Genomic DNA, 25,058 nt, shown 5'->3' on the forward strand with positions numbered 1-25,058 from the left:
AAATAAAAAACGGGGTTAAGATGGATAAAAGAAGGGTGAGTTTGTTCATTGCATTTTTATTGGTTGTTTTTTTATCAACTTCTGTAGCTGCAACAAGATACGTAAATTATAATCTTAAAGAAGGCACAATATCAAGCTCAGGCGTATTTACAGCGACAAGCAATCCATTAACAAACGTCAATGCAATCGGCTTTGTATGCGCAGATTCTAGCTGCAGCAGCACCAGCGGCACTTTATGGAGCGGACAGGTGCAGAATTCCGGAACCAGCGACAGCATGCAGTTAACTTACCCGACCACACTTCAATCAACCTATGGCTATGGCATATATTATTACAAGCCCGGCTACATAACTTGGGAAAACAAGGCAGACTGGTGGGGAACCACTAGCAGCGATCCTCAAGGCCCATACACGAGATATCTATCGAAAAAGCAGGACTGTTATTCTCCAATTGACACATTCAGCGTAACCAATGATGCCCAGGCAAACATACCTTTAGTTATTAATGTCAGCGCAAGCCTGGATGCAACAACATACGCAGCAATCCATAATGCAGGCCCTCTGGAGTATACCCCTCCATCTCTATTAAACGATTATTATTCTGTTGCAACAAGAGTAATATTGACAATATATGATTCAGCAGGAAGCATAGTCAACCAACAGACGCAGGATATTCTAATCCCATTCAGCGGCTCGCAAAGAGTTCAATTCACATGGACACCCACAATATCAGGGGAGTATACCGCAACAGCTGCAACAACAGTTACAGACGCCAAATGCAGCTCATCAATAGAGCAATCCTCATCAAAAGAATTTACAGTCATTCCAGAGCAGCCAAGAAACATGTGCTACACCATATTAAATAATTTGGCAACATCTGACCAATTTCCTACAGACGGCGAAACAATAGCAATAACAGCAACAAAGATAAGTAATTATGCCGATAATAATTATGCCCTGATACCGGTTCAGGCAAATTTTGACCTGAAAATAACAAGGGTTGCAGATGGGCAGGTTGTAAAGCAGGAATCCAAGGCAATACTTGCAAACCAGAATAATTATGATCCTCTGTTGTTTTCATTCACATGGCCAATTACTTCAGGAAAAGGCAATTATAACATAACAATAAAGGGAATTGCAAGCAGTTCTTATTGCAATGGGCTTCAAAATCTTCAGGATGCAGCAAGTGAAATAATTTATGTCAATGCAAAGCCGAATGAAGCTCCAACAATAGCAGGCCTTCCAGACGTATCTTTCAACGAGGATTCAACTCCGGTAGCAAATCTTATTGACTTATGGCAGTATGCATCTGATCCTGAAACAAGCGCCTCTCAACTTACATATGCAATAACATCACAATCAACTCCTTCCTTGGTGAATTGCTCTGTGGCAAGCAACAGATATATCAACTGCGGCAGACCAGCATCACACAAATACGGAACATCCTCAATCACAGTCGAAGTATCAGACAGCCAGTATTCTGACAGGGACACATTTATTGCGAATGTTCTTTCAATCAATGATGCTCCAACTATTGACTATTTAACAGCATCTCCAACTTTGCTTAAAGGAGGCAACACGGTTACATTAACTCCTGTAAATCCAAATGACCTTGAGCAGAGCCAGCTTTATTTTTACTGCAGTGAATTAACAAACGAGCCGACAGCAACATCAAATATCTGCAATGAGGGATCAGCTTATACTTATCCGTATTCAGCAATGAAATGCACATATGCAGCTGCAGCAGATACAGCAGCGCACAAGTCATATTGCAGGGTTTATGACGGAACATCATATTCACAGGCTTTGCAGGCAGCTTATACAACGGACAGCACCCCGCCAGTAATCAGCCCGACAACAACCGCTTTAACAAACGACAACACACCGACAATAACAATAAATGGAGATGGCACTCAGACAAGCTGCTCTGCAGCAGGAGCTTCTGTAACATGGAGCTGCACAACCTTAGCTTGCAATCCAACATCGGCAATAGCTGACGGAAATCGTACAGCTACAGTCAGCTGCCAGGATGCACTAGCAAACACAGCATCTGCTTCTGTAGCATTCACAATAGACACAAATGCGCCAATAACAACTGACAATGCTCCTTCAACTTGGCAAAATTCAGATGTAACAGTAACATTAACTGCAACAGATGCAGGATCAGGAGTTGCAAACACATATTACTGCGCTGATCAGACAAACTTGTGCACACCAGCAACTTCAGGAACATCTGCAACAATAACAGCAGAAGGAACAAATTATTTAAGATATTATTCGATAGATGATGTTGGCAATACAGAAGCAATAAAATCTGCAGCTGTGATGATCGACAAAACAGAACCTGCAATAACTCCAACAACTGCTGCCCTTACAAATGACAATACTCCAACAATAACAATAAATGGAGATGGAACGCAGACAAGCTGCTCTGCAGCAGGAGCATCTGTAACATGGAGCTGCGATACATTAACTTGCAGTCCAACATCAGCAATATCTGACGGAACTTATAGCGTTGATGTAAGCTGCCAGGACATTGCAGGAAATGCAGCAAGCGGTTCTGTTGCTTTCACAATAGACACTCAAGTTCCAATTTTGTCAAACGGCCAGCCAACAGGAACAATAACAACAAATACTCCTGTTCTGAATTTCACTTCGAATGAAAATGCAGCATGCAGAGGTACAATTGATCTGGATGAAGCATACTCGGACATGGATTTTGCATTTTCAGGAACAGCAGCAATTCACACTTATTTGACAAATGTTTTATCAGATGCAATGCACGCAGTTTATGCGCGCTGCCAGGATCTTGCAGGAAACATAATGGCAACAAGCTATTCATGGAGCTTCATTATAAATGCAACGCCTGTTGCAAATGCTAATGGCCCATATGCGGGATTTGAAGGAAGCCCTGTAGCATTCACAGGATTGGCATCTGGAGGAGCTCCTCCATACACATTTGAATGGGATCTGAATAATGACGGAAGCTATGAAACACCAGGCCAGAATCCAAGTTTTACGTGGGCTGATGATTACTCAAGCACAATTGTTTTAAGAGTTACAGATGCAGAAAACCATAGCACAACAAATCAATCCAGCGTAACAATCAGCAATGTTGCTCCTACTGCAAATGCTAATGGCCCTTACTCCTGCAATGTTTCACAGTCTATCGCATTAAGCGGAACAGCAACAGATCCGGGAACAGACACACTAACTTATGACTGGGACTTGAATGATGATGCAGCATTTGAAACAGCAGCTCAGCAGAATCCTGCATATAACTGCACAGCAAACGGCACATTCAATGTCAATTTAAGAGTTACAGATGATAATGGCGGCATTGGATATGCAAGCGCAACAATAACTGCATCATCAACTCCGGCGCCAAACAATGCTCCAACTGCAACAGTCCTTTCGCCTAATGGCGGCGAAGTATGGAGCGGAACAAGAAGCATAGCATGGAATGCAACTGATCCGGATGGCGACGCATTAACAATAACAATTCAATACAGCTATGACAGCATACCGTGGACAAATATTACAACAACTATTCCGAATTCAGGCATTTATGCATGGGATACAACAGCAGTCCCGGATGCAGCAACTTATCTTATTAGAATAATAGCATCAGACAGCAGCCTGACAGGAGAAGATGTGTCAAATGCAATATTTCAGATCGACAATGTTTTTGCTCCGGACATAGAAGTTTTATATCCTAATGGCGGGGAAACACTAAGCGGAACTGCGAACATAAGATGGATTGCAACAGACGGCGGAGCAAATTTATCTATAGACTTGTATTACAGCCAGAACAACATAACATGGACAGCAATAGCGATTAACCAGCCCAACACAGGACTTTATTCTTGGTATACACCTTCTGTGCTTGATGGAAATTATTTGATAAAAGCAGTGGCATCTGAAGGAAATACATCCGATGAAGACATATCAAACACTTATTTTGCAATAGACAACATTCCTGTAGCGCCTTCTCCTGTTCCAGCAGCTCAAAAGCCCGAGGACAAGCTGTATGTAAGCAAGATAACATTTGAAAATGATTATAGCTTGTCACCTTATGACGACCTTGCAGCAACAGTTACAATAAAGAATACGGGCGATACAAAGCTCGAGGATAATACAATAACACTTACAGTGCCTGACTTGGGCCTTAGAAAGAGAATCGGCCCATTTGATTTGAGCAAAGGCGAATCAGCAACAAGAAAGCTTTCGCTCAACTTGGAAGGCGCAGCTCCAGGAACATATTATGCCAGGATTGTTGTAAGCAATGACAAAGTGACAAGGATAAAGCATAGGGATATAGTCATACGATAAAGCGGGTATTTATTGTAACCACTCCAAAATAGAAAAGTTTAAATATGAGTGGTGATTACAAAGGGAAAGAGGTAAAACCTCTTTCAAATTTAGAAATTAAATCGGGGGTAAGAAAAAATGAACGCAAAAATTTTAGGGATATTAGCAGTTTTTCTCGTAGGTGTTTTGGCCTTCACAGGCATAGCAGCAGCAATTCCAACAGTAAGCGAAGTTAAGATTGATGGCAATGTTGTTCCGCCAAGCGCTGCTGAAACAATAGAAGTTGAAAGAGGCAATGATTTTAGCGTGCAGGTAAAACTGACAGCATCTGCAAATGAAAGCAATGTTGAAGTTTCTGCGTACATTGTTGGTTATGAGTATAGCGATTACGAGCGTGTTTCCGATACATCACACTTATTCGACATGACATCAGGCGATACAGTCTATAAAAAATTAACATTGAAGTTGCCTGATAATTTGGGAAAAGATTATTATGATATGAGAGTGAGTGTTGCAGGAAGAACAGGCACAGCTTTTGAGGGCTTGTACAGGCTGCATGTAAAAGATGCAAGGCACTCAATTACAATAAGAGATTTGATTTTAACCCCTTCAACTGAAGTTACAGCAGGAAGATTATTGACAGCAAAAGTAAGAGTCAAGAATGTCGGGGAAAATACTGAAACTGATGTGAATATCAAAGTTGAAATTCCGTCATTAAGCGTTTCTGGAAATGATTACATTGATGAAGTTGAAAAAGATGAATCTGAAACATCAGAGGAAATCGAGATCAGGATCCCTGAATGCGCAGCATCAGGAACTTATACAGTAAAGGCAACAGCAGCATATGACGATGGCTATGAAAAAGTAAGCGAAGAGAAGCAGATTAAAGTATCAGCAAGCCCGTTATGCTCAACAGCATCAACAGCTGTTGAAGGCCAGACACTTGTTTCGTTCTCCATGACAGCGCAGGAAGTTGAAAGGGGAGAAAGCGTGCTTTATCCGATAACAATCACAAATGCAGGAAATGCAGCAAAGACATATGTTGTCAGCGTAGATGGCTTAACTGGATGGGCAACATCAGCAATCAAGGATTCGAATGTTGTTGTGCTGCAGTCAGGAGAAGCAAAGACAGTATATGCGCAGATCACAGCAGATGATGATGCAAAAGCAGAGGAGCATACAGCTGTTTTAAAAGTAAGCTCAGGCTCAGATGTCAAGGAAACATCTATTAAGGCAACAGTAAAAGCAGTTTCAGCAAGCGGCTTTGAAAAGCTGAAGGAAGGCCTTAAGATCGGATTGATAGCTCTTGTTGTGATACTGGTCATAATCGGCGCAATAGTGATCTTCACAAAATCGAGAAGGAAAGACGAAGGCAGTGAAGAAGAAGCAACACAGACATATTATTAATTTTTTATTTTTTATAATTTCTTTTTTTATTGTTTACTAAAATGATTGAAGATGCAGAAACAAATATTGCAAAATAAGGCATTTCTTTTTTCAATAATCTTCTTATTCTTTTTATCATTGATTTCAGCAGTAAAAGCATTGCCTGATATTTCTGCTTATTCGCAGGCCAGCCTGGATCTCTGCGCATGCAGCAATTACACAAACACAGTGTATATTACAAATCCGGATGTGATAACAAAAAGCATATCGATAAAGGCATCCAATTCAGCTTCAGGCTTTGTTAAGCTTCCATTGAAGCTGTTTGATCTTTACCCGGGAGAAACAAGAGCAGTAACAGAAAGAATAAGCATACCATGCGGGTTTGTCGGCGAATATGTGCTGGACACAAGAATAAAGGATGGCTTTTCAACAAAAACAGTGAGGCAGAAGATAAGGGTTCAGGATTGTTATGCAGTCAAGGTTGAAATAGAGAAAGAACATGATGAAATCTGCTATGAGCAGAAAAATTATGCAGTTAAAATAAAAAATAAGGGAACAGCAGCGCAAACAATCAATCTGTCTTTAAAGAGAGATAATGCAAAGCTTGACAAAAGCTCAATAATGCTGGACCCTGGGCAAGAAGCAACCGCAATACTTACAATCGACCCGTTTAATGCAGCAGAAAGAAGTTATACTGTTAAAGTAAAAACAAAGGTTTCTGAATCAACTATAACTTTAAATGTAAAGGCGATTTCAAACAACGAATGCTATGAGCTTGGATTTTCTGCTCCAGACATTAAAACAGATCATTCTCAAAAAACAATAAGAGTAAAGTTTGAGAATAACGGTATTAAAGAAGGAAATTATGCGCTAAGCGCGGAGCCTGATTGGCTATTTCTTGACGAAACCAGTTTTAAGCTTGCTCCAAAGCAAGTCAAGGAAATAACCCTTGCAGCAAACCCTTTAGGCATCAGCCAGGGATTTTATGAAGGAAAAATAACTGCTGATGAGATCAATTCTGGCGAAGTGTACGAAAAGCCATTTGCAATAACAATAAAGGAAAAAGATCAGACCTGGAATAAAATCAAAGATGGCATGATTGTTTTTCGGGTTTTTATTGAAGATCATTGGCTTGGAATATTGATTGGTCTTGTTATTCTGTTTTTCTTGTATCTTTTAATCAAAAAAACAGCAACCAGAATACAAAAGGCAGTTAAAAAGCGTAGAAGAATAAAAAGAGCTGAAGAATTTAAGACAATAAGAATAAATCACAAGGAAGAAAAAACAATAAGAAAAACAGGAGATAAAAAAGTTAAAGAAGAAAAAACCATTAAAAAAGTATTTCTCACAATATTGACGATTTTGATTGTCGGGGCAATATATTTCGTTTTCTATTTTTTCAGGATTTAAATAAAAAACAAAATCAGCTGATGTATTATCCCCAAAGCAAATAAGAAAGCCAGTATCAGGCACCATCCTTTATTGATGTTTACAACATATTCTGGCTTTCTATCTCCTGCAGTTTTGGCTTTCAGGAACATCATTGAAATAAGCACGCCGTCTAATCCTCCGGCAACTGCGCCTGTTATGCCTAAAACATTTACAAAGCTCAGCATATTAAAAAAAGACAGTATTAAAAAGGCAGCCAAAGGAACAAAGCAGCTCAACGCCCATGACAATTTTTTGCTCAGCTTATAGTCATAATTGTACATTTCCTGCAATGCCAATCCAAGCGCAATAAAGCTTGTTGCCATTGCAAAGATTGCAAACAGATTTCCCAGAATAATCATTTTCTCGCCCAATAATTTACCTAGGCCGATTGTTGCAACTTCTGTAATATTTGCGCCTGATGCGCCTACAACAACAAAAGCAAACAAAAGATAAACAAACAGGGGAATTAAGCTCCCTATTATGATTGCTTTTTTAAGGCATTTCCTGTTGTTGATGAGCTCTTCCTTCATTTCAGGAATCGCGACTGCTCCCAGGAAAGCAAACAAGATAACACCATATGGCACCATGATGTTTGTCAAATCAAATCCCGCCAGATTCTCGATCTTTACTGCTCCAAACGCAAGAATGCAGATTAACACAATTACTATAATGAATACAGCTGACATGAGAAGCTCAGATTTTTCAACAGCCTTCAATCCAACATACACAATAATTGCAACAAAAGCAAAATAAACCAGGCTCCATATTAACGGAGTTCCTCCAAATATTGCAGCGAATGCTTTTCCTTCTCCGATAAGATAGGCGATCATTGCACCGTAAATGCCAAAAACCATTGAGAATGCCATCAATGCCTTGCCCCACTTTCCAAGATACTTGTCAGCATAGCCTGTTAATTGATGATTTCCTTTTGTCCTCAGGACAATCTCGCCTAAAAACAAATTGAGGAATAAGACTGCAATACCTATGATTAAAATGTCCAATAAGCCAACCCACAAGCCCGCCTGCTGTACAACATAAGGTATGCCAAGAACTCCTGCTCCGATAACAACTCCCACTAATGTTGCAATTGCCTCATACAGCTCTTTTTTTGGCATAACTGGATTTTAACTAGGAATTATATAAATTTATTGAAAAAGTGGGAACGCTGGGATTTGAACCCAGACCAGCCGGTGTCTTCATAGAGCACTTCTTATTCATCGGCATTCTGCCTCATCGCTCCAATTACTGGAGCCGGCGATGATAGTTCCCCCAGCGAACCCAGCAAAGCTGAGTTTCTGCTGGCCAGGTTTCACCACGCTCCCTCAATATATGGATTTTTTCAAGGTTTTATAAATGTTATTGAAAATGCGCTATCTTGCAAAAGCAAACTTATAAACCTTTTCTTTGCCAGACCAGTTTTCCCTTCTTCCTCACTTCCCTTATCCTGTGCAGCGGAATGAATGTGTCTTCTTCATTTTTATTTATTACAAAAAATTCTCCATCAAGCCTTTTGATGTTTTTGTAGGAGATTTCAATTAATCTGTTCAGAACCCTGTCGAGGTAGAAAACAGAATAATCCTCGGGATTCTCTCGTTTGTCCCATTTGACCTTGTTTAATAGCTCTTTTATAGGAATCATGATTGTTTTAAAATATAACTCATTTATAAATCTTATCATAGTAGAACTATTATTTTTTCTAAAATGTCAAAAATTTTCCGCCAGTTAATTAAAAATCGAAGATTTTTAATTTGATCAGAAATATTTCACATTTCTGACATTTAACTGGTGGCTGAAAGCCAACTTTTTTCGCTTATGGAAAATTTTGAGCATGCTCAAGAACCACCTGATGCTGTCAATTGTAGCAACATTCCGCCCATCTTTGATGGGTGGTTCTTGACATATAATTATGTTATTTTATTGTTTCAAATTTTCCAGTTTTTTTATTTTTTCTGACATTATCCCAAGCACATACTCCACCATTCATTGCTATATAAACTCCATTATTAAGAATATTAAGTACCCCAATTGCTGTTCCAATATTAAAAGAAGCATCTGAATCAGAAAATTTTGCTGGTTTTGATGAACCCACTAGAATAATAACTTTATTTTTAATAGCACTAAGTTTTTTAGCAGTTTCAACCATAGTATCAGTTCCGTGTGTTATGATTATTTTATCACTAGCTTCATTTTTACAACTATCATAGATCTTTTGCCTATCTTCCTCTGTCAGATCTAAACTATCCTTTCTAAGAATAGAAACAATCTCAAACGGAAAATTAGGATTGACATTATCTAAAATTCTCCTAATGGCTGGTTCTGCTATCTCAAAATTATAAACTCCTGCTTCAGCGGAATAATCCTTATCTATGGTTCCTCCAGTCGTAAATATTTTTACTACCATAAAGATGCAATATTTTCGATATTATTAAATATATCGTTATAAATTTGGAAAATATTGCAAAATAAACCAAAAAATTTATAAATAATGGAATGTTTATTCCATTTATGGCATTAGATAAAAAGGATTTTAAGATACTGGAAGTATTAAAAGAAAATGCAAAATTAAGTACGCAACAGATCAGTAAAAAAACTTTAATACCAATCACCACAGTTCATCACAGAATAAAAAAATTAGAAAAACAGGGAATAATAAAAGGATATACTGTTTTGCTAGATAATAAAAAACTAGGCAAGGCATTAGCTGCTTATGTCTTGATTACAGTTGATTATAAATCATTAAGGGAAATTAAATTAACACAGCATGACATGGCAAAAAAATTAAAGGCTCATGAATTTGTAGAAGCAGCAGCAATGGTTACTGGAGGCACGGATATTATAATTAAGATTAGGGTAAAAGATATAGACCAAATGGATGAGTTTGTTACAAAATATTTAAGAAATGTTGATGGGATAGAGAGAACACAAACAATGGTGATATTAAGCGAATTTTAGTATTATTTTTATAACAAGAAACCAGTGCTGCTTCTTTCTGTTATCTCGCCAGCAACATTTGTGAGCATGAGCTTTTTGATCTCTTCCATGTTTTTAGTATGCGCAAGAACCCAGCCAAGCTTTATATAAGCAACCTCTGGCAGCATGTCCTCTGCAAAGATGCAGCTTAGCTGAATGCTTAATTTTCTAAGATTTGTATAAACATAAGGATGCACTCTGCCGTAAAGCGTCTGAGTTGCGATCACAACAGGAATATTTCTATCAATTGCTTTTTTTATATGCGGCAGCAAATTGCTTTTGCTTGCTTCTGTTGGAACATGGCCAAGCGCAGTTGCAGCAAGCACAATTCCCTTATATCCCTTGCTTAAATAGAAATCAATTACTTCAGGCTCCATTCCCGGATAAATATAAATCAATGCCGTCTTTTCCTCGAATTTATCGTCAACAATTGTTTTTTCATTGCTTTTCTTCTTATAATTCTTATTTGTTATTTCTATTTTGCCGTTTTCAAACACTTTGGCAATTGGCTCTTCATTTACCGGCCTGAACGCATCCCTTCTGCTTGTGTGCATTTTCCTGACTTTCGTTCCTCTTATCAGCAGGCAGTAATCATCATTGATTGTTCCGTGCAGGCATGTTGTTACTTCAGCAATATCTGATTTTGCAGCAGCTGTTATTGCGCAGCTTAAGTTCATGAATGCATCTGAGCTTCCTCTGTCAATGCTTCTCTGCGCAGCTGTTATCACAACTGGCTTAGATGGCTTTAAGAAAAAAGACAATGCAGCAGCAGCATAATGCAATGTATCTGTTCCCATTGCCAAAACAACTCCGCTGGCATCTGAATTAAGCTCCTTGGCGATCTCTTCTGCTATTTTGCTCCATTCCCTGTATGAGATGTCCTCGCTCATCATTGACATTATCTTCTTTGCCTTTATGTTGGCTATATTTTCCAATTCGGGAATCATCTCAACAAAGTCTTCTGCTGTGTAATCAGCGTATACGCCGCCTGTCTTGTAGTCGATTTTTGAAGAAATCGTGCCGCCAGCGCTTAATACAGAAACCGTTGGAAGGCTTTTATTGAATTTTAATTCTTTTTTTTCTGATTTTTGTTTTTTATATTCATCAATTAGCTCTATTTTCTTTACTTTCTTCTTCTCAATGCCGATATTATAGCCATTATCCAGCTTTATTACTATAAAGCCCTCTTCAAGAATCTCAGGCCTCGGCATCAGTATGCCTTCTAACTGCTCGTCTTCTGTTATTACTTTTACCCTATCGCCTGCTTTTGGATCCACTAAAATTTCACCTCAGGAACGTTTTCAGATCCTGCTGCTGACTGGAAATATTCTCTTTGCTTAAAACCAAAAATCCCAGCAACAACATTTGTCGGGAATCTTTGCACTGCAATATTGATGTCTTTTACAGCATCATTGTACCTTTGCCTTTCAACAGCTACTTTGTTTTCTGTATTGGCTAATTCGTCTTGTAATGCCAGAAAATTTGCAGTTGCTTTCAATTGAGGGTAGTTCTCGACATTAATGTTTAATCCTTGGTAGCCTTTAACAACTCCGTCAAGTTTTTGTCCTGCAGCATCAAGTTCAGAAGGGGTTTTTGCACTTTGCATTTCACTTTTAATTGCAGATGCTTGTGTCCTTAACTCAGCAATCTTTGTTTGTGTTTCTCTTTCAAAATTTACTGCACCTTGCACAGTATTTATTAAATTTGGGATCAAATCCGCTCTTCTCTGATATACAGTCTCAACCTGCGCCCATTTGTTGTCAACATTGTTGTTCAATGTAACCAGCATGTTGTAAGATCCAACAAACCAGCCCAGAAGCAACAATACAACAAAGACTATTGCTCCTGCTATCCACAATCCTTTCATATTCTTTACATTCATTCCTTTTTTTGCCATAAGACCACCTTTTTAATTGATATTTGATTGATATTGTGTTGTTTTATTTAGTTGAAATAAAAAGCTTTCTGTTATTTTTAAAAAGATACATTCTTCAAGGCAATAAAATATTCTATTGCCGTAATGTGACTTTTTATTTTTCCTATGAACTATTTAAATTCTACTATTTTTCAATTTTCTTTGTTAACTTTATTTTTTATATAACTCCAGCATTTCTAAAAAGATATGACGTGTCTGCTCCAACTATATTGTTTATTATTCTTACAAATTCATTTACATCAATATTTCCTTTTTTTAAGTCTAATTGCCTAAATAATTCTGGAAGATCATCATAATCAAATCCATACTGGTTGCAAAGTTCAAAAAATAGATCACCGCCAACCCAATGGGCATCATCGCTATTTTTTAAAACCTGTTTATACCAAGCATTTCCTTGCCAACAGAAGCTATTTCTTTCATTTCCCCTTAAGAAAAAGGACTCCATCATTTCAGATAGCCCTTCCCAAAGCACACTGCCTCCTTTACCTCCACCATAAGGAACTTTATTATATTCAAACAAATGCATAACTTCGTGAACAGATGTAGAATAAGGAAATTTATCACGATTATAATTTATTTTGTCATAGAAAAAGCAGAGTCGCCCTCGTTGATATCCATTTTGGTCTATGAATGAACTCATATAAGCTGCAGCTCCAGACAGATATGGGCATACGCCATCATCAGATGCATGTACTTCAAAAGGCAATAAATCTTTGTCAATGTCTGATTGCGTTAATCCTCTTGTTGATGAAACAGCATAAGCTATTGCAGCAAATTCTTGATCGAGAATATCTTTTGAAACTGGACAAGGGTTTTTACAAACTAATCTGAAATCAACTGTTCGTTCATCATATTCATAATTTCCACTTACAAATGGTTTTTCATTAAGAGTATAGCCTTCTTTTCTTTTTTCTTCATAATTCTTAATTGTTTGTATTTGTTGAGAAATATCAAGCAACCTATCTTCAGGCAGAAGTAAATCTGAATTGCTATCATTTGTTTCTGAATTTCTTTGATTCAAATAAGTTAGAAAAATTGTAGTTGCTCCTATGAGAATAATGCCTACGAATACCGATGCGATTATATTGCCAACAACTAAATTTTTATTGCTTTCTATTCTCATATGTTCATCTTTAACTATTTTTCTTCCGCAATGATTGCAAAATTTAGAATTGTTTCTTAATTTTTTATTACAAAGAGGACAAAATTCGCTGCTCATTCTAAATTCCTGAATTTTATCATGGCATCAAACCCAAACAGCCAATTTATTTCTTTTTGTTTTGTTTCAGTTCTCGTTCTTCTCACTTCTCTTTCCCTTGTTTCAGTTCTTGTTTTTGTGACTTTTCTATATTTGGTTTCGTCTCTGTATTTAGTAACTGGCCTGGTTTTTATAACATCTTTATAAGTGGTTACAGGTTTGTAACTTGTTACTAATCTGCTTTTTGTCACAGCACGGTATTTTGTTGTACAATATAGCCCAAAGAAAGAGCAATCTTCATAAGGTTCGTAATCAGTATAATACTCGGTTTCTTGATATGCTTGTTGCTCTGTTACGGGAATGGACTCAACATACTCTTCTGTTGTTTCATAAGGAACACTTTCAACATATGCTTCTATATCTTCATAAGGAACTTCCACAGCATATTGTTCTTTATCGATGTAGGGAACTTCAACTTGATAACTCATGACCTTGGTTGGAAGAATTATTGTTCCTGCCAACAATAAGACAATACTGAATACAACCCACGGAACCAAGTGGGGAGAGATTTTATGCTTAGTGTATGTTTGACGATGACCTTTAACAGTGTATTCTTCTTCTAGCTTTTTAAATTTGCTTTTATCTTCATGCGGTTCTTTTGCTTTTTCTGTTACTTCTTTTTGTACTTTTTTCTCTATTCTTTCTAGTTTAGTTCCACATTTATGGCAGAACTTTTCAGTTCCTTCTATTTCTGATCCACATTTATTGCAGTATTTCATTTTCTGGTTTTAACTCCTTTAAATTCAAAGTAATTTTTGCTAGCTATTCAACAACTTTTGAAACCAAATTACCTTTTAATACTCTCGTTAATTCTGTTTCATCGTTTGTGTAAGTGAATGTTATATCCCCGCTGAATTTAGCTCCTAATGTCAAAGCCGAACTGCACGTTATGTTGTACAATGCTCTTGCACCATTTGCCAGTCTTGTTGGTATACTCGAACTTCCACATCCAACAACATTAACATTAATTGAACTCATTCCATAGCCGATATCGTTCTTCAATATAAGCTGTATTTGTGATGTTGTTACCCTATGATCCAAGCAGGCTACGCCGCTAGGCATAACACATTTGCTAGACAAAAACATAACCTCTTTAATTACTTCCACGTAATTCTTTAATACTTCGCATATGCCTTCATCATTACATCGATAGCTTTGCTTATATGCCCAATTAGGAGGAGTCCATATTAATGAAGCTAAGTTTTGAATACAATCATTTTTTGTCTTACATTTAATTTTATCTATTACGTCACTAGGTAGATCAGGTATGTCGCTCAGTGGGACATAAGAAGATGGGATACAATCAATATAAGATATCATATCATTCATACTAACATCAGTGCCACTTTCTTTGAAAACCATATTCAAAAATTCGTTGCAATCTCGTACGTCTTTACACTCATAATCATAAGACATTAAAAAATTGTCCATTTCTTTAACTTTGAATACACACTCTTTAACTTCTGGTTTTTCATCATCATCACAAATTTTGTTATTATTTTGGTCTAGGCAGCAAAAAGTTCCAACTAGAATATAAGGCTTATTGCATACTGTTTGATTATTTGATTTATTGTAAATTAATACGAATGAGAGAACAATTACAATCAAAATTCCAATTCCCACTAGAAATTTACCCTTGCCTTTTAACCACTCTTCTTTTTGAGGTTTTTGATTTTGCTTAGCACCGCATTCCGGACAAAATGCGTCTTCTTTTGTTAAATTGGCATTACATTTTGAACATTTCATTTTTTCTCATGATGTAAATCCTTAATCAGCAATCTCTTTGTTCTGTATTTTTTTGATGAAATCTGCTGTGCTCAGTTTATTCTTATTGAATTTATCTTAACAGTTTCAAGAGGAACATCGTCAAAGCCGTTTTTAGAGCCAGTTTCAACTAAGCTGATGGCATCCACAACGTCCATTCCTTCAATGACCTTGCCAAAAACAGCATATCCGTATCCTCCTGAAGTTTCATCTCTGTGATCCAGGAAAGAGTTGTCAATCAAATTTATGAAGAACTGCGATGTTGCGCTGTCAATCATGCTTGTCCTTGCCATTGCGATTGTGCTCCTCTTATTTTTTAACCCATTTGTCGCTTCATTCTTTATAAGAGCATAAGTTACAGCTTTTTGATTCATCTCCTCATCAAAGCCGCCACCCTGTATCATGAATCCCGCTATTACCCTGTGAAAAATAAGATCGTCGTAGAATCTATTATTGGCATATTTCACAAAATTATTGACCGTCAAAGGAGCATGCTCTCTGTCAAGCTCAACTTTTATAATGCCTTTCGAAGTGTTTATAACTGCGATTTCTTTACAATCTTCTTTGCAATTCAAATAGCCTTCTCCACTTTCGCATTTTTGATTTCCGCAACAATTATCCTTTGTTCTTATAGAACAATTATCATTATCACAACCATATTCTTTACATGTTCCTGCATTTCCAGAACATGTGCCACAATCTTTTGAACATGTGCACTTGTTTTCATCAGTATCACATTCATCATTACCACAAAAACTTACACATTTTCCATTTTGGCAGGTTTCATAACTTGCACATTTTATATCTTTTTGGCAAGTTGAACAATCTTCTCCTGTTGTAATTTTTCCGTCTCCACATCTAGGAATAAATTTGTAAGCTAAAATAGTGCCCATAACAATCAAAACAACGAGGATAGAAATAACGACCCACTTTCTTGGAATCTTTTTAGCTTTATGAACTTCTTGTTTATTCTCTTTTTCATGTTCAAATTTCTCTTTTCCAACTTTAATTCCACATTCCGGACAAAAAGTATCCTCTTTTGTTAAATCAATACCACAATTATCGCACTTGGTCATACATGTTCCCCCAATATATATTGGCTTATGTATAATGGAGCAGTATATAAACATTACTATTTCTTGTTTTTAGTACATTTCTCATATATGTCTATTAAATATCTCAGAAAACTAATTTATATCTGTCATATGTCTTAGATACGTATGGCAAAGAAATATACAAACATATCCTTTCCAGATTCTCTGGTAAAAGAGATAGATCTGCTTGTGAAGAGAGGAGTATTAGGTTATCAAAGCAGAGCCGACTTTGCTAAAGAAGCAATAAGGGTCTTTATTAGGGATCTGGCTAAGTACGAAGAAATAAAAAAAATTAATTTAAAAACAAAATAATAATCGATTTTAATAGTGTATAGTCTAAAGTCCTCTTATTCTTCTATGCTATCGGAAATGGTTTCAAAACCCGAAACATTTATATATTGCATAAGAGTTATAACCTCTTAGATTCGGCTGAAGTTGAAAATTCAGTATATCGGACTACATTCAGTTTACATAACATTCACATTCGTTCGTTAATACATTTACATTCTACATAATTACATAAGTTATATATTTCAATTTCTAAAAACCGAGTCGATAATTAAACAAAAGGAGGATTAGAAAAAATGAAAGAAAAATTAAGGGAATTTTTGAAATATTCGAGCCTTATAGCCAGCAATACTTTTTTAATGCAGACAATCAATTATTATTTGAGTATAAACTGGAATCAGTATGCTTGGGTAATTGCTGTTTTTTTCGCTTTTATTTTTTATATGGCTTCGAAATAATTTTTTTTATTTTTTTATTTTTATCATTATAAAATGAAGCTCCGCAATCCCCGCACATGCCCAAAAATTTCGGCTGAAATACGCATATTCAACATCATTCACCTTTAATTATGCTATTCGCTCCAGCCTTTTAGACAGCTCTTCTTTGCTTGGCAGATATTTTGATAGATTCTTGGGCAATTCTTTTATTATTTTATAAGTTGAAACGCCCATTGGCTTTCTAACATCCTTCAAAGCATATTCCACTATTGTTCTGACTTTGCTTTTGCAGATAATTATTCCTATTGAAGGATTTTCGCCATCAAGCTTTGCTTTATCATCTAGCACAGACAGGTAGAACTGCATTTTACCGGCATATTCCGGCTTAAAATCACCTATTTTCAGTTCCAATGCAACAAGACACTTCAATTTTCTATGATATAAAAGCAGATCAATGAAAAACTCCTCATCTCCAATTTCAATCCGATACTGGCTGCCAACAAAACAGAAATAGCTGCCCATTTCTGTCAAAAAATGCTTTATTCTTTCGGTTAAAGATTTTTCAAGCTCTTTTTCAGAATGTTCCTCGCTTAATTCAAGGAAATCAAAAGTATAGTCATCTTTTACTGCGAGCTTTGCCTGCATCTTGTATTTTTCAGGCAGTGCCTTATCAAAGTTAGTCTGATTTAAAAGATATTTTTCATAAGACCTGTTCTCGATATGGTTTATCAGGACATCTTTAGTCCAGCCAAATTTCTTGGTCATTCTTATGTAAAACTCCCTTTCAGAGTCATCTTTGCACTTTTCCATAATTATAACATTCTTCACCCAGCTTATTTCTCGCACTAATGGTGCGAGTTTTTGGTTAGATGCATACTGTTGATAGAAGTTTCTCATTCTCCACAGGTTTGGAGCTGAAAATCCCTTGATGCCAGAGTATTCTTTTTGCAGGTCCTTGGCAAGATTCTCAACAATGGATTTTCCCCACCCAAATTCTTTCTGCTTTTCAACAATCATCCTGCCAATATCCCAATAAAGGTCGATTAACTCCTTATTCACGGCCTTTAAAGCTTCATACTGCGCTTTTCTTATTCTTTCTTTTACTTGAATTAAGAAATTGCCATAATTTGGTTCACTTAAAGGTAATTTCATCGTTTTTTGCCTCTTTAAATTCAAGTGGTGCCGTATTATTTATAATGGTGCTTTCTATATGCACCTTGTTTTTACAAATTGTAATTTACCACCTTCCTGAAAACCCTCCTCCTCCACTAGATCCGCCTCCGAATCCGCCAAATCCTCCGCCACCAAAGCCACCGCCTCCTAAGCCCCCTCTTCCAAATCCTCCGAAATATATTGGCGGCTTCTTATGCCCTTGCGAAGATGCGCCTGCGATCAATGCAACAAAAAGTATGAAAAAGATTATTGAGAAGAATATTACTGCGATAAAAACAATCAATCCAAGGAAGAATGCGCTTATTATTGCAGCAAGCTCTCCGGCGCCGAAGAGCCCGATTTTTTTTGCTGTCTTTTTTGGAGTCTGCGATATAAACAGCCAAATCACAAGAAAAGTAAGGTAGAGCATTATGAGCGGGCTGCTAAAGCCACTCATATTAATATTAATTTTCTGAGCTTGATATTTAGCAACAGCATCAGGGTCTTTTTTAATCACCCCTGAAATCTCAGCAAGAACATTGTAAACTCCTTCTCCATATTCCTGCCTTGCAAAATACGGATTTAAAATATCCCTTCCGATTCTTCCGAGCATTGCGGCATTTAAAGTTCCTTCCAATCCATAGCCGACTTCAAAGCGGTATGCCCTGTCATTGATTGCAATCAGGAGCAGCAATCCATTGTCATTCTCCTTTTTTCCAATGCCCCACTCCTCGAACAGCTTGACAGAATACTCTTCAATGCCTGTTCCATTCAGGGAATCCATTATAACAACAGCAATCTCAACAGTTGTGTTTTTTTCCAGATCTGCAAGAAAATTGCTTATTTTTACCTCATCATTGCTGTCTATAATGCCTGCAAAATCATTGACATAGCCGACTGGCTTTGGAAAATTGATGGCGGATACAAAATAAACTAAAAGAAAGATCATGCTTAAGAGTATCGCCTTTTTCATGTTATGCACAATCATCATTATGCAAATATACCTCATAGTATTTAAATCTTTTTTCTATTTCTGATTGAAGAACATTTACATAAAGCGCATAATCTATTCTCTCTTGTTCCAGCATACTACTGTGTGAATTTGCTCTTCAGTTATTTTATCAGCATATCTTCCAGCAGGATTCTTGAAAAAATATGCCTAATATTGTATCTTATGTTATACAATATAGCAGTTATCATCTATTTTGTATTTTTGTTATATCATATCGCAAAAGAAATCTGTTAAAACCAACAATTAAAAGTCATCATCCCATATAGCTTGGCTTCTCTTCTTTCATCTCCTTGCCGCGGGCTGCCCTGAACGAATCTTTAATTTCATCGTATGCCTTTTCCACATCCTTGGTTACAGATGGCCTTACAGACTTCATTGCCTCCTCAAAATGCTTCATTGTGACTTCTTTGCTTTTGATGTCTTTCCTTAAAGCAAGCATTGCAGCTTCCCTGCACAGCGCTTCAATATCTGCCCCAACAAAGCCTTCAGTCTCAGCAGCCAAATAAAATAGCATTTTATCTTTATCTGATAACTCCTTGAATTTAATTAAATTCTCTTTAGAGCCCTTCTTGGTCTTAGGTAAATCACTTTCCGTTATGGGTTCGTCAGCAGCCATTTTAGAAATTAAATTAATTTTTTTATCTTTAAGACCCTCTTCTGCCTTTTTAAGTTCGTCCTTATCAATCTTAATCGGCATCCCTTTAGTATGGATTTCAAATATTTTTTTTCTTGTTTCTAGTTCAGGGACTGATGTTAAAATCAGCCTATCAAATCTGCCGGGCCTTAGCAATGCTGTGTCAAGCATATCCGGGCGGTTTGTTGCTGCGATAATCACAACATCATTCAAATCTTCCAATCCATCCATTTCAGTAAGCATCTGATTGACAACTCTTTCAGTTACATGGGCATCCGAGCTTATGCCTCTTCTTGGAGCCAGGCTGTCTATTTCATCAAAGAATATAATGCATGGAGCAGTCTGCCTTGCTTTTTTGAATACTTCTCTTACTGCTTTTTCAGATTCCCCTACCCATTTGCTGATCAATTCCGGGCCTTTAACCAAAATAAAATTAGATTCTGTTTCCTTTGCAACTGCTTTCGCCAATAATGTTTTTCCAGTCCCCGGGGCTCCATAAAGCAGGATTCCTCTGGGCGGCCTTACACCCATAGTTTTGAATGCGTCTGGAAACTTCAAGGGCCATTCAACTGCTTCTATCAGCTGCTGCTTTACATCATTCAATCCGCCAATATCAGTCCATCTTACATTTGGAGTTTCAACAAACACTTCTCTCAATGCAGACGGTCTGACTATTTTTAATGCATCTTTAAAATCATTTTTTGATATTATGAGCTTCTCCAGCACTTCTTTTGAAATCGGCTCTTCTTCCCTTAATTTTATTTCAGGTAATATTCTTCTTAAAATAATCATTGCAGATTCTTTTGCCAATGCAGCCAAATCAGCTCCAACAAAGCCATGCGTCACAGCTGCGATTTCATTAAGATCAACATCCTTGTCAAGCGGCATATTTCTCGTATGGATCTTCAGGACATTAAGCCTGCCTTCTTTGTTAGGCACCCCAATTTCCACTTCCCTGTCAAATCTCCCTGGCCTTCTTAATGCCGGATCAAGAATATTGGGCACATTTGTTGCTGCAATCACAACAACCTTGCCTCTGCTTTTCAGGCCGTCCATCATTGCAAGCAGCTGCGCAACAACCCTTCTTTCAACCTCTCCTCGCGTATCTTCTCTTTTCGGAGCGATTGCATCAATCTCGTCTATAAATATTATAGACGGCGCTTCTTTTTCAGCTTCCTCAAATTTCTTTCTAATGTTTTCTTCCGACTGGCCATAATATTTCGAATTGTGCAAAAAGAAATATGGCGCGCCAATAAAACTGTCTTTATCTACTGTAAAATCATAGAGCTCCTTTATTCCGACACGGGTGATTTGTTCTACTTTTTCCCATCCTATATCCTCTCTCAAAAGCAGAGCGAATTCTTTTTGGAGCGCGTCATTCAAAATATTATTTTCCGAAGCAATCTTATATAAAACATTTAAAGAATGCTTTGTTGCATTCCCTGTTTTGTATATGTAATAGTCCTTATTTCTGTATTTTTTATATTGCAAATTGTTTCTTATAGCTTCTATAAGAAGGGAAGGATGTGGTATGTTCTCGTGTTCCTTTATCTTAATTGTTTTTCTGATTTCCTGCAGCCTTTCTAATTTATGCCTGCTTGTAGCGCCAATTCCTAAAAATCTGACCCTTCCTTCATGGCCCCTTACAACGAGTTTGTGCATCAGGCCTTTTGGCGTGTTGTGCTTTTTAATCCTGCATTGTATTCCCAGCTTCAGCAACATCAGTGACTGAAGCGGCATTAGAAATTCTTTATTGACGGCATATAGCACAGGAGTGGGATAAACCATATTCTTTATTTTTAATCTGGAGACAGTGCCGTCTCCATCAAAATAACCCCTGACAAACGCTTCTACCTCAGATTTTGGAAGACGGAAAAAATATGGCGGGATATTTTCTTTATTGGCATTTGAAAAGCCAAGAATTTCCAAGTATTCGACTAGAAGCTTTGAATATACTATTACGCCAAACATATCTGCCTTATTTTTTTCTTTAAAATTCTCAATTTCAAAAACTTTGTTCATTAAATACTTGAAGCGCTTAATAAGGTCGATATCCTTATTGTAAAATCCTATTGAATCGCCTTTATTGGATATATTGCCATCAGAAACTAGCAAGCCGATCGATTCCAAGAGCTCTGGCGATGTCCTCTCAGGCAACCTTATGAAGTTGCTTCTCGATAGATTCCTGCTTTTTACAGTATATTTTCCTTCTTTTTCAACAAGGCAAAATTTTTTCTTGATATCATTTAGAGGGATGGTGTAGCTTTCTTCAGGCAATGTTATTTTATTTGCTCTTGCAATAAAGTCGCCTTCTTTTATATTTTTGAGCGGATCCCATACAAGGCCGCCATTTCTATAAACCAAAAAAGGCTGGTTCTCAGAAACAATAAGCTCATTTCCATCATTCAGTTTCACATTGAAAGCATCAGATTTTAACTTAGTAACGTGCGTTATGTTCGCTTTTTCTACCACTCCATCTTTAAATGCGTAAGTGGAAATGGGTATATCTAATTTTTTAACAACATGGCTGTTGAAATTTTCGGCTTTTCCACCTTGTTCATAAATTTCCTTGGCTTTAACAAAGCCTTTAGGATTGGTTAGGATAGGGGTTTCTCCATCAACACACATTATTTCTGGACCATTTATCAGAATAAAATGAGAATTGCTTTCATTTGCAACAGCTTTCGCCAATAATGTTTTTCCGGTTCCTGGAGGGCCATGAAGCAGCACTCCTTTAGGCGGCTCTATGCCCAATCGCTGGAAAATCTCAGGATGCTTCAAAGGCAGCTCTACCATCTCTCTTATTTTCTTTATTTCATCTGTCAGGCCGCCAATATCTTCATAAGTGACTTCCGGAACGCGCTCTTCTGCAACCTCTACTGCTTCAGGGTTGTATGTAACTTCTGTTTCATCTGTTATAACAACTGCCTGCTTTGGCATTGTGTCTGCAACTATAAACTTCAGCTCGCTTATGCCGCCAAGATTGAATCCCATTATGTTTTCTTCAAAAATATCAGAGAAAATATCTTCAAAAAATGGCGAAGAGCTCATTGTTGTGCGCCTTCTTTTAGTTCCGCCTAATGAAACAATATCGCCTTTTACAACTGCTCTTCCTAGTAAGCCTTGCTTGAATATTTCTGGAGAAGCCTTGATGAAAACCCCTTTTGTTGCAGGCGCGATTGTCACCTTTTTGGCTTCCTTTACATCAGCTTTCCTTACTTTTACAAGCTCTCCAATTCCTGTCTTTGCATTTCTTCTTATAATGCCATCCATCCTTATGATGTTTAAGCCAATATCGCCAGGGTATGCCCGATCAGTGATAGCCACTGTTTTTCGTTCGCCTTGTATCTCAACAATGTCACCAGGCCTTGCATCTATTTCTCTCATAAATCCAGAATCTATCCTGACTATTCCCTTATTTACATCATCCTGAGTGGCTTCAGCTACTTTTAAGCCCAATTCCTTTACAGCGCCAGTTGGTTTAATGTCTTTTGCTTCAGCCATAAATGCACCCCTATAGATTAGAGCATATTCTATGGCATTTATAAAGTTTTTGAATTTATTGAGATAAAGGTTTTAAGGTTCTTGTTCCCTCAGTATTAAATCTTCAGTAGCTTCTTCTCTTTCAACTAATGGCTTAAATGGGCCCTCTTCTAATCTTCTTTGTCTTGCCTGTTCATCTGCAATATACCCTACAACCAGATAATATAACTCTTCATTATGCCCTGATTTAATATTCGCTGGGTCAAAAATCTCATCCATAATGCTCTCCAGATGAGTCCTGTCTTCAATCAGGTTCTCGATTCTGTCTCTTACTCTGCCGAGATATGTTTCATCAACATATTCCAACCATTTGTGTAAGAGGGCATAAGAGCTTTCTAAACCACCTCTAACTGCTTCTAATTCTCCTTCATACCTTGTTTTATCTTCTTTTTCCTGTTTATATAGATCTTCTACTTCTTCTAAACGTGCTTTTAAACCAAGATAGTTCTTTATTTGATCATTAAGCCCTGTTAATTCTTTGTTTAATTCATCAACAACAGAATTAGGATATTTATGCTCTTCTTTGTACTTACCTGCTTCAGCCGCAGAATCAGTTAGCTGTTTTTGTAAATTTAATGTTTGAGTTTCTAAGCCCGATGCTTTGACTTCTAACTCGCTGACCTTGCTCTTTTCTAAATCAACAGCACGTAGTGCTTTTTCTAAATCTTTTCCTAATTCCTCGCTTCTTATTTGGCTTTGTCTAGCTGCTTCCTCTTTTTCTCTACTCAACTCTCCAACTTGCTGTAAAAGAGTTGAACTAATTAATTTATGCTCACTAGCTTCAGCCATAGCTGCTTCATTTTCTTTTTGTAAAGCCCTGTATTGATCAGATTGATTAACATACCTAATATAAAAAAGACTAGCAAATCCAATAGAAACTGCAGCAATTGCACCTAAAACTATAGCTGGTTTATTAGCCATTCATCCCCCTATCTACCCGAGAATAGTCAAGAGGTATTTAAAGTTTACCTAATTTAAATTTCGCCTATAATTTGGCTATATTCCACAACGCATTGAAGTAAGCCCTCATGCTGTTTGCTACATCCTGGCTCCTGATCATAAACCCAATGGGCTCATCACTCCACGTAATAATAAGCGAGTAATCTTTGCTGAAAACTGCGCTCATTGGGAAGGCGAATTCCTTCGGAATAAACTTGACTTCAACTAAATCAGCTGTATTTTTGATCTCATTTCCCCTTTCTCTGTTATCCTCTGAAAACAGCATTTTAATGGGTATCTTATTTTCTGCCCTTATTTTATGCCACCTCGGAAAGTAATATTTATAGAAATACCTTACTTTTTCTACAAGCTGGGTAGAAGCGCCAAAAACAAAGATTTCCTGCTTTATCTTCAGTATTTCATCCAAAGCAGACATCACGCCCTTGACCCCTTTATAAATAACCGCTTCCTGCCTTTCTTCCCCTATTTTTCTGAGCTTTTCAATATCAGGCAGAATCTTCCTGGAAAGCTCTATTTTCTCTTTAAGCTCTTTTTCCTGCTTTTCGAGCATGGTTTTTATAAAATCAGGAGAGGCAGCTTCAAAGTATTTTCTGTTGGCTTTGATTACGAAAACAGCAAGCCCTTTTTCGATCAATCTTGACAAGTTGTCATAAACTATATTTCTGTGCAGCTTTGTTTTTTCGATTATTGAACCAACAGAAACAGAGCCAAGTGTCAGCAATGCAAGATAAACTGTTGACTCATTCTTCGTAAAGCCAAGCTTTTCAAGATCAGCTATGTCCATAAGGAGATCAATCAACAGCTCTTTTTAAGCTTTTCTATATTGCTACCATACATATGGTGACAAAGATTTATATAGTTGGTATATCACTACTATATCATA

Annotated in this window: 18 protein-coding genes, 1 tRNA gene and 2 pseudogenes; 5 read left to right on the plus strand and 16 right to left on the minus strand. The window is 37.2% G+C overall.

The window, feature by feature from the left end:
• The first annotated feature begins 20 nt into the window (after positions 1–20).
• The 3 genes from Q7J54_02935 to Q7J54_02945 all read left to right on the plus strand — a co-directional run bounded on the left by Q7J54_02935 (position 21) and on the right by Q7J54_02945 (position 7,106).
• Complete coding sequence (locus Q7J54_02935; protein ID MDO8740508.1) at positions 21–4,331, plus strand: PKD domain-containing protein; 4,311 nt, start codon at positions 21–23, stop codon at positions 4,329–4,331.
• 117 nt (positions 4,332–4,448) lie between these two features.
• Positions 4,449–5,717 carry a hypothetical protein gene (locus tag Q7J54_02940; protein ID MDO8740509.1) on the plus strand — a complete coding sequence of 423 codons (1,269 nt, stop codon included), beginning with the start codon at positions 4,449–4,451 and terminating at the stop codon, positions 5,715–5,717.
• A gap of 51 nt (positions 5,718–5,768) precedes the next feature.
• Positions 5,769–7,106 carry a hypothetical protein gene (locus tag Q7J54_02945; GenBank protein ID MDO8740510.1) on the plus strand — a complete coding sequence of 446 codons (1,338 nt, stop codon included), beginning with the start codon at positions 5,769–5,771 and terminating at the stop codon, positions 7,104–7,106.
• Here Q7J54_02945 and Q7J54_02950 read toward each other — a convergent pair.
• The 4 genes from Q7J54_02950 to Q7J54_02965 form a co-directional block, all read right to left on the minus strand.
• The gene (locus Q7J54_02950) at positions 7,103–8,242 is read right to left on the minus strand and encodes an aromatic amino acid transport family protein (protein ID MDO8740511.1); all 1,140 of its coding nucleotides are present in this window, start codon (positions 8,240–8,242) and stop codon (positions 7,103–7,105) included. The two genes, Q7J54_02945 and Q7J54_02950, sit on opposite strands and share 4 nt — an antisense overlap.
• 42 nt (positions 8,243–8,284) lie before the next feature.
• Positions 8,285–8,449 (minus strand) — tRNA-Trp (locus Q7J54_02955).
• 67 nt (positions 8,450–8,516) lie between these two features.
• Positions 8,517–8,765 carry a DUF504 domain-containing protein gene (locus Q7J54_02960; GenBank protein MDO8740512.1) on the minus strand — a complete coding sequence of 83 codons (249 nt, stop codon included), beginning with the start codon at positions 8,763–8,765 and terminating at the stop codon, positions 8,517–8,519.
• Positions 8,766–9,036: 271 nt separating this feature from the next.
• The gene (locus Q7J54_02965; GenBank protein ID MDO8740513.1) at positions 9,037–9,528 is read right to left on the minus strand and encodes an asparaginase domain-containing protein; all 492 of its coding nucleotides are present in this window, start codon (positions 9,526–9,528) and stop codon (positions 9,037–9,039) included.
• A 104-nt stretch (positions 9,529–9,632) separates the two neighbouring features.
• Here Q7J54_02965 and Q7J54_02970 point away from each other — a divergent pair, with 104 nt between their 5' ends.
• Positions 9,633–10,079 carry an Lrp/AsnC family transcriptional regulator gene (locus Q7J54_02970; GenBank protein ID MDO8740514.1) on the plus strand — a complete coding sequence of 149 codons (447 nt, stop codon included), beginning with the start codon at positions 9,633–9,635 and terminating at the stop codon, positions 10,077–10,079.
• A gap of 8 nt (positions 10,080–10,087) precedes the next feature.
• Here the strand turns inward: Q7J54_02970 and gatD are convergent, their stop codons facing one another.
• The 6 genes from gatD to Q7J54_03000 form a co-directional block, all read right to left on the minus strand.
• The gene (gene gatD, locus Q7J54_02975; protein MDO8740515.1) at positions 10,088–11,374 is read right to left on the minus strand and encodes a Glu-tRNA(Gln) amidotransferase subunit GatD; all 1,287 of its coding nucleotides are present in this window, start codon (positions 11,372–11,374) and stop codon (positions 10,088–10,090) included.
• On the minus strand, positions 11,374–11,994 hold the full coding sequence (locus tag Q7J54_02980; protein ID MDO8740516.1) for a LemA family protein: 621 nt from the start codon (positions 11,992–11,994) through the stop codon (positions 11,374–11,376). Before Q7J54_02980 ends, gatD begins: the two co-directional genes overlap by 1 nt.
• 196 nt (positions 11,995–12,190) lie before the next feature.
• Positions 12,191–13,252, minus strand: a complete 1,062-nt coding sequence (locus Q7J54_02985) for a zinc ribbon domain-containing protein (GenBank protein MDO8740517.1) — start codon at positions 13,250–13,252, stop codon at positions 12,191–12,193.
• On the minus strand, positions 13,249–14,010 hold the full coding sequence (locus Q7J54_02990) for a zinc ribbon domain-containing protein (protein MDO8740518.1): 762 nt from the start codon (positions 14,008–14,010) through the stop codon (positions 13,249–13,251). The genes Q7J54_02985 and Q7J54_02990 overlap by 4 nt, the downstream gene beginning before the upstream one ends.
• 43 nt (positions 14,011–14,053) lie before the next feature.
• Positions 14,054–15,037: a hypothetical protein gene (locus tag Q7J54_02995; GenBank protein ID MDO8740519.1), complete on the minus strand. Its 984-nt coding sequence runs from the start codon at positions 15,035–15,037 to the stop codon at positions 14,054–14,056.
• Between the two features lie 71 nt (positions 15,038–15,108).
• On the minus strand, positions 15,109–15,603 hold the full coding sequence (locus Q7J54_03000) for a peptidylprolyl isomerase (GenBank protein ID MDO8740520.1): 495 nt from the start codon (positions 15,601–15,603) through the stop codon (positions 15,109–15,111).
• A gap of 672 nt (positions 15,604–16,275) precedes the next feature.
• Between Q7J54_03000 and Q7J54_03005 the strand changes: the two genes are divergently transcribed.
• Positions 16,276–16,461 (plus strand): ribbon-helix-helix domain-containing protein, encoded by a 186-nt coding sequence (locus tag Q7J54_03005; GenBank protein ID MDO8740521.1) that lies wholly within the window; start codon positions 16,276–16,278, stop codon positions 16,459–16,461.
• A 542-nt stretch (positions 16,462–17,003) separates the two neighbouring features.
• Here the strand turns inward: Q7J54_03005 and Q7J54_03010 are convergent.
• The 6 genes and pseudogenes from Q7J54_03010 to Q7J54_03035 form a co-directional block, all read right to left on the minus strand.
• A complete protein-coding gene (locus Q7J54_03010; GenBank protein ID MDO8740522.1) occupies positions 17,004–18,026 on the minus strand; it encodes a PDDEXK nuclease domain-containing protein in 1,023 nt (340 codons plus the stop codon).
• An 85-nt stretch (positions 18,027–18,111) separates the two neighbouring features.
• The gene (locus Q7J54_03015) at positions 18,112–19,017 is read right to left on the minus strand and encodes a TPM domain-containing protein (protein ID MDO8740523.1); all 906 of its coding nucleotides are present in this window, start codon (positions 19,015–19,017) and stop codon (positions 18,112–18,114) included.
• 274 nt (positions 19,018–19,291) lie between these two features.
• Positions 19,292–20,896: pseudogene (locus Q7J54_03020) on the minus strand (AAA family ATPase).
• A gap of 12 nt (positions 20,897–20,908) precedes the next feature.
• A pseudogene (locus Q7J54_03025) lies at positions 20,909–23,176 on the minus strand (LAGLIDADG family homing endonuclease).
• Positions 23,177–23,248: 72 nt separating this feature from the next.
• The gene (locus Q7J54_03030) at positions 23,249–24,136 is read right to left on the minus strand and encodes a hypothetical protein (protein MDO8740524.1); all 888 of its coding nucleotides are present in this window, start codon (positions 24,134–24,136) and stop codon (positions 23,249–23,251) included.
• A 64-nt stretch (positions 24,137–24,200) separates the two neighbouring features.
• Positions 24,201–24,959 carry a helix-turn-helix domain-containing protein gene (locus Q7J54_03035; protein MDO8740525.1) on the minus strand — a complete coding sequence of 253 codons (759 nt, stop codon included), beginning with the start codon at positions 24,957–24,959 and terminating at the stop codon, positions 24,201–24,203.
• Positions 24,960–25,058 lie beyond the last annotated feature (99 nt).

This window comes from Candidatus Woesearchaeota archaeon, assembly GCA_030651135.1.
Taxonomy (GTDB): domain Archaea; phylum Nanobdellota; class Nanobdellia; order Woesearchaeales; family JACPBO01; genus JACPBO01.

Bases quoted from the DNA above. Each gene is read 5' to 3' on its own strand.
- Q7J54_02935 (MDO8740508.1), top strand. From the start codon at position 21: ATGGATAAAAGAAGGGTGAGTTTGTTCATTGCATTTTTATTGGTTGTT.
- Q7J54_02940 (MDO8740509.1), top strand. From the start codon at position 4,449: ATGAACGCAAAAATTTTAGGGATATTAGCAGTTTTTCTCGTAGGTGTT.
- Q7J54_02945 (MDO8740510.1), top strand. From the start codon at position 5,769: ATGCAGAAACAAATATTGCAAAATAAGGCATTTCTTTTTTCAATAATC.
- Q7J54_02950 (MDO8740511.1), bottom strand. From the start codon at position 8,242: ATGCCAAAAAAAGAGCTGTATGAGGCAATTGCAACATTAGTGGGAGTT.
- Q7J54_02960 (MDO8740512.1), bottom strand. From the start codon at position 8,765: ATGATTCCTATAAAAGAGCTATTAAACAAGGTCAAATGGGACAAACGA.
- Q7J54_02965 (MDO8740513.1), bottom strand. From the start codon at position 9,528: ATGGTAGTAAAAATATTTACGACTGGAGGAACCATAGATAAGGATTAT.
- Q7J54_02970 (MDO8740514.1), top strand. From the start codon at position 9,633: ATGGCATTAGATAAAAAGGATTTTAAGATACTGGAAGTATTAAAAGAA.
- Q7J54_02980 (MDO8740516.1), bottom strand. From the start codon at position 11,994: ATGGCAAAAAAAGGAATGAATGTAAAGAATATGAAAGGATTGTGGATA.
- Q7J54_02985 (MDO8740517.1), bottom strand. From the start codon at position 13,252: ATGAGCAGCGAATTTTGTCCTCTTTGTAATAAAAAATTAAGAAACAAT.
- Q7J54_02990 (MDO8740518.1), bottom strand. From the start codon at position 14,010: ATGAAATACTGCAATAAATGTGGATCAGAAATAGAAGGAACTGAAAAG.
- Q7J54_02995 (MDO8740519.1), bottom strand. From the start codon at position 15,037: ATGAAATGTTCAAAATGTAATGCCAATTTAACAAAAGAAGACGCATTT.
- Q7J54_03005 (MDO8740521.1), top strand. From the start codon at position 16,276: ATGGCAAAGAAATATACAAACATATCCTTTCCAGATTCTCTGGTAAAA.
- Q7J54_03010 (MDO8740522.1), bottom strand. From the start codon at position 18,026: ATGAAATTACCTTTAAGTGAACCAAATTATGGCAATTTCTTAATTCAA.
- Q7J54_03015 (MDO8740523.1), bottom strand. From the start codon at position 19,017: ATGATGATTGTGCATAACATGAAAAAGGCGATACTCTTAAGCATGATC.
- Q7J54_03030 (MDO8740524.1), bottom strand. From the start codon at position 24,136: ATGGCTAATAAACCAGCTATAGTTTTAGGTGCAATTGCTGCAGTTTCT.
- Q7J54_03035 (MDO8740525.1), bottom strand. From the start codon at position 24,959: ATGGACATAGCTGATCTTGAAAAGCTTGGCTTTACGAAGAATGAGTCA.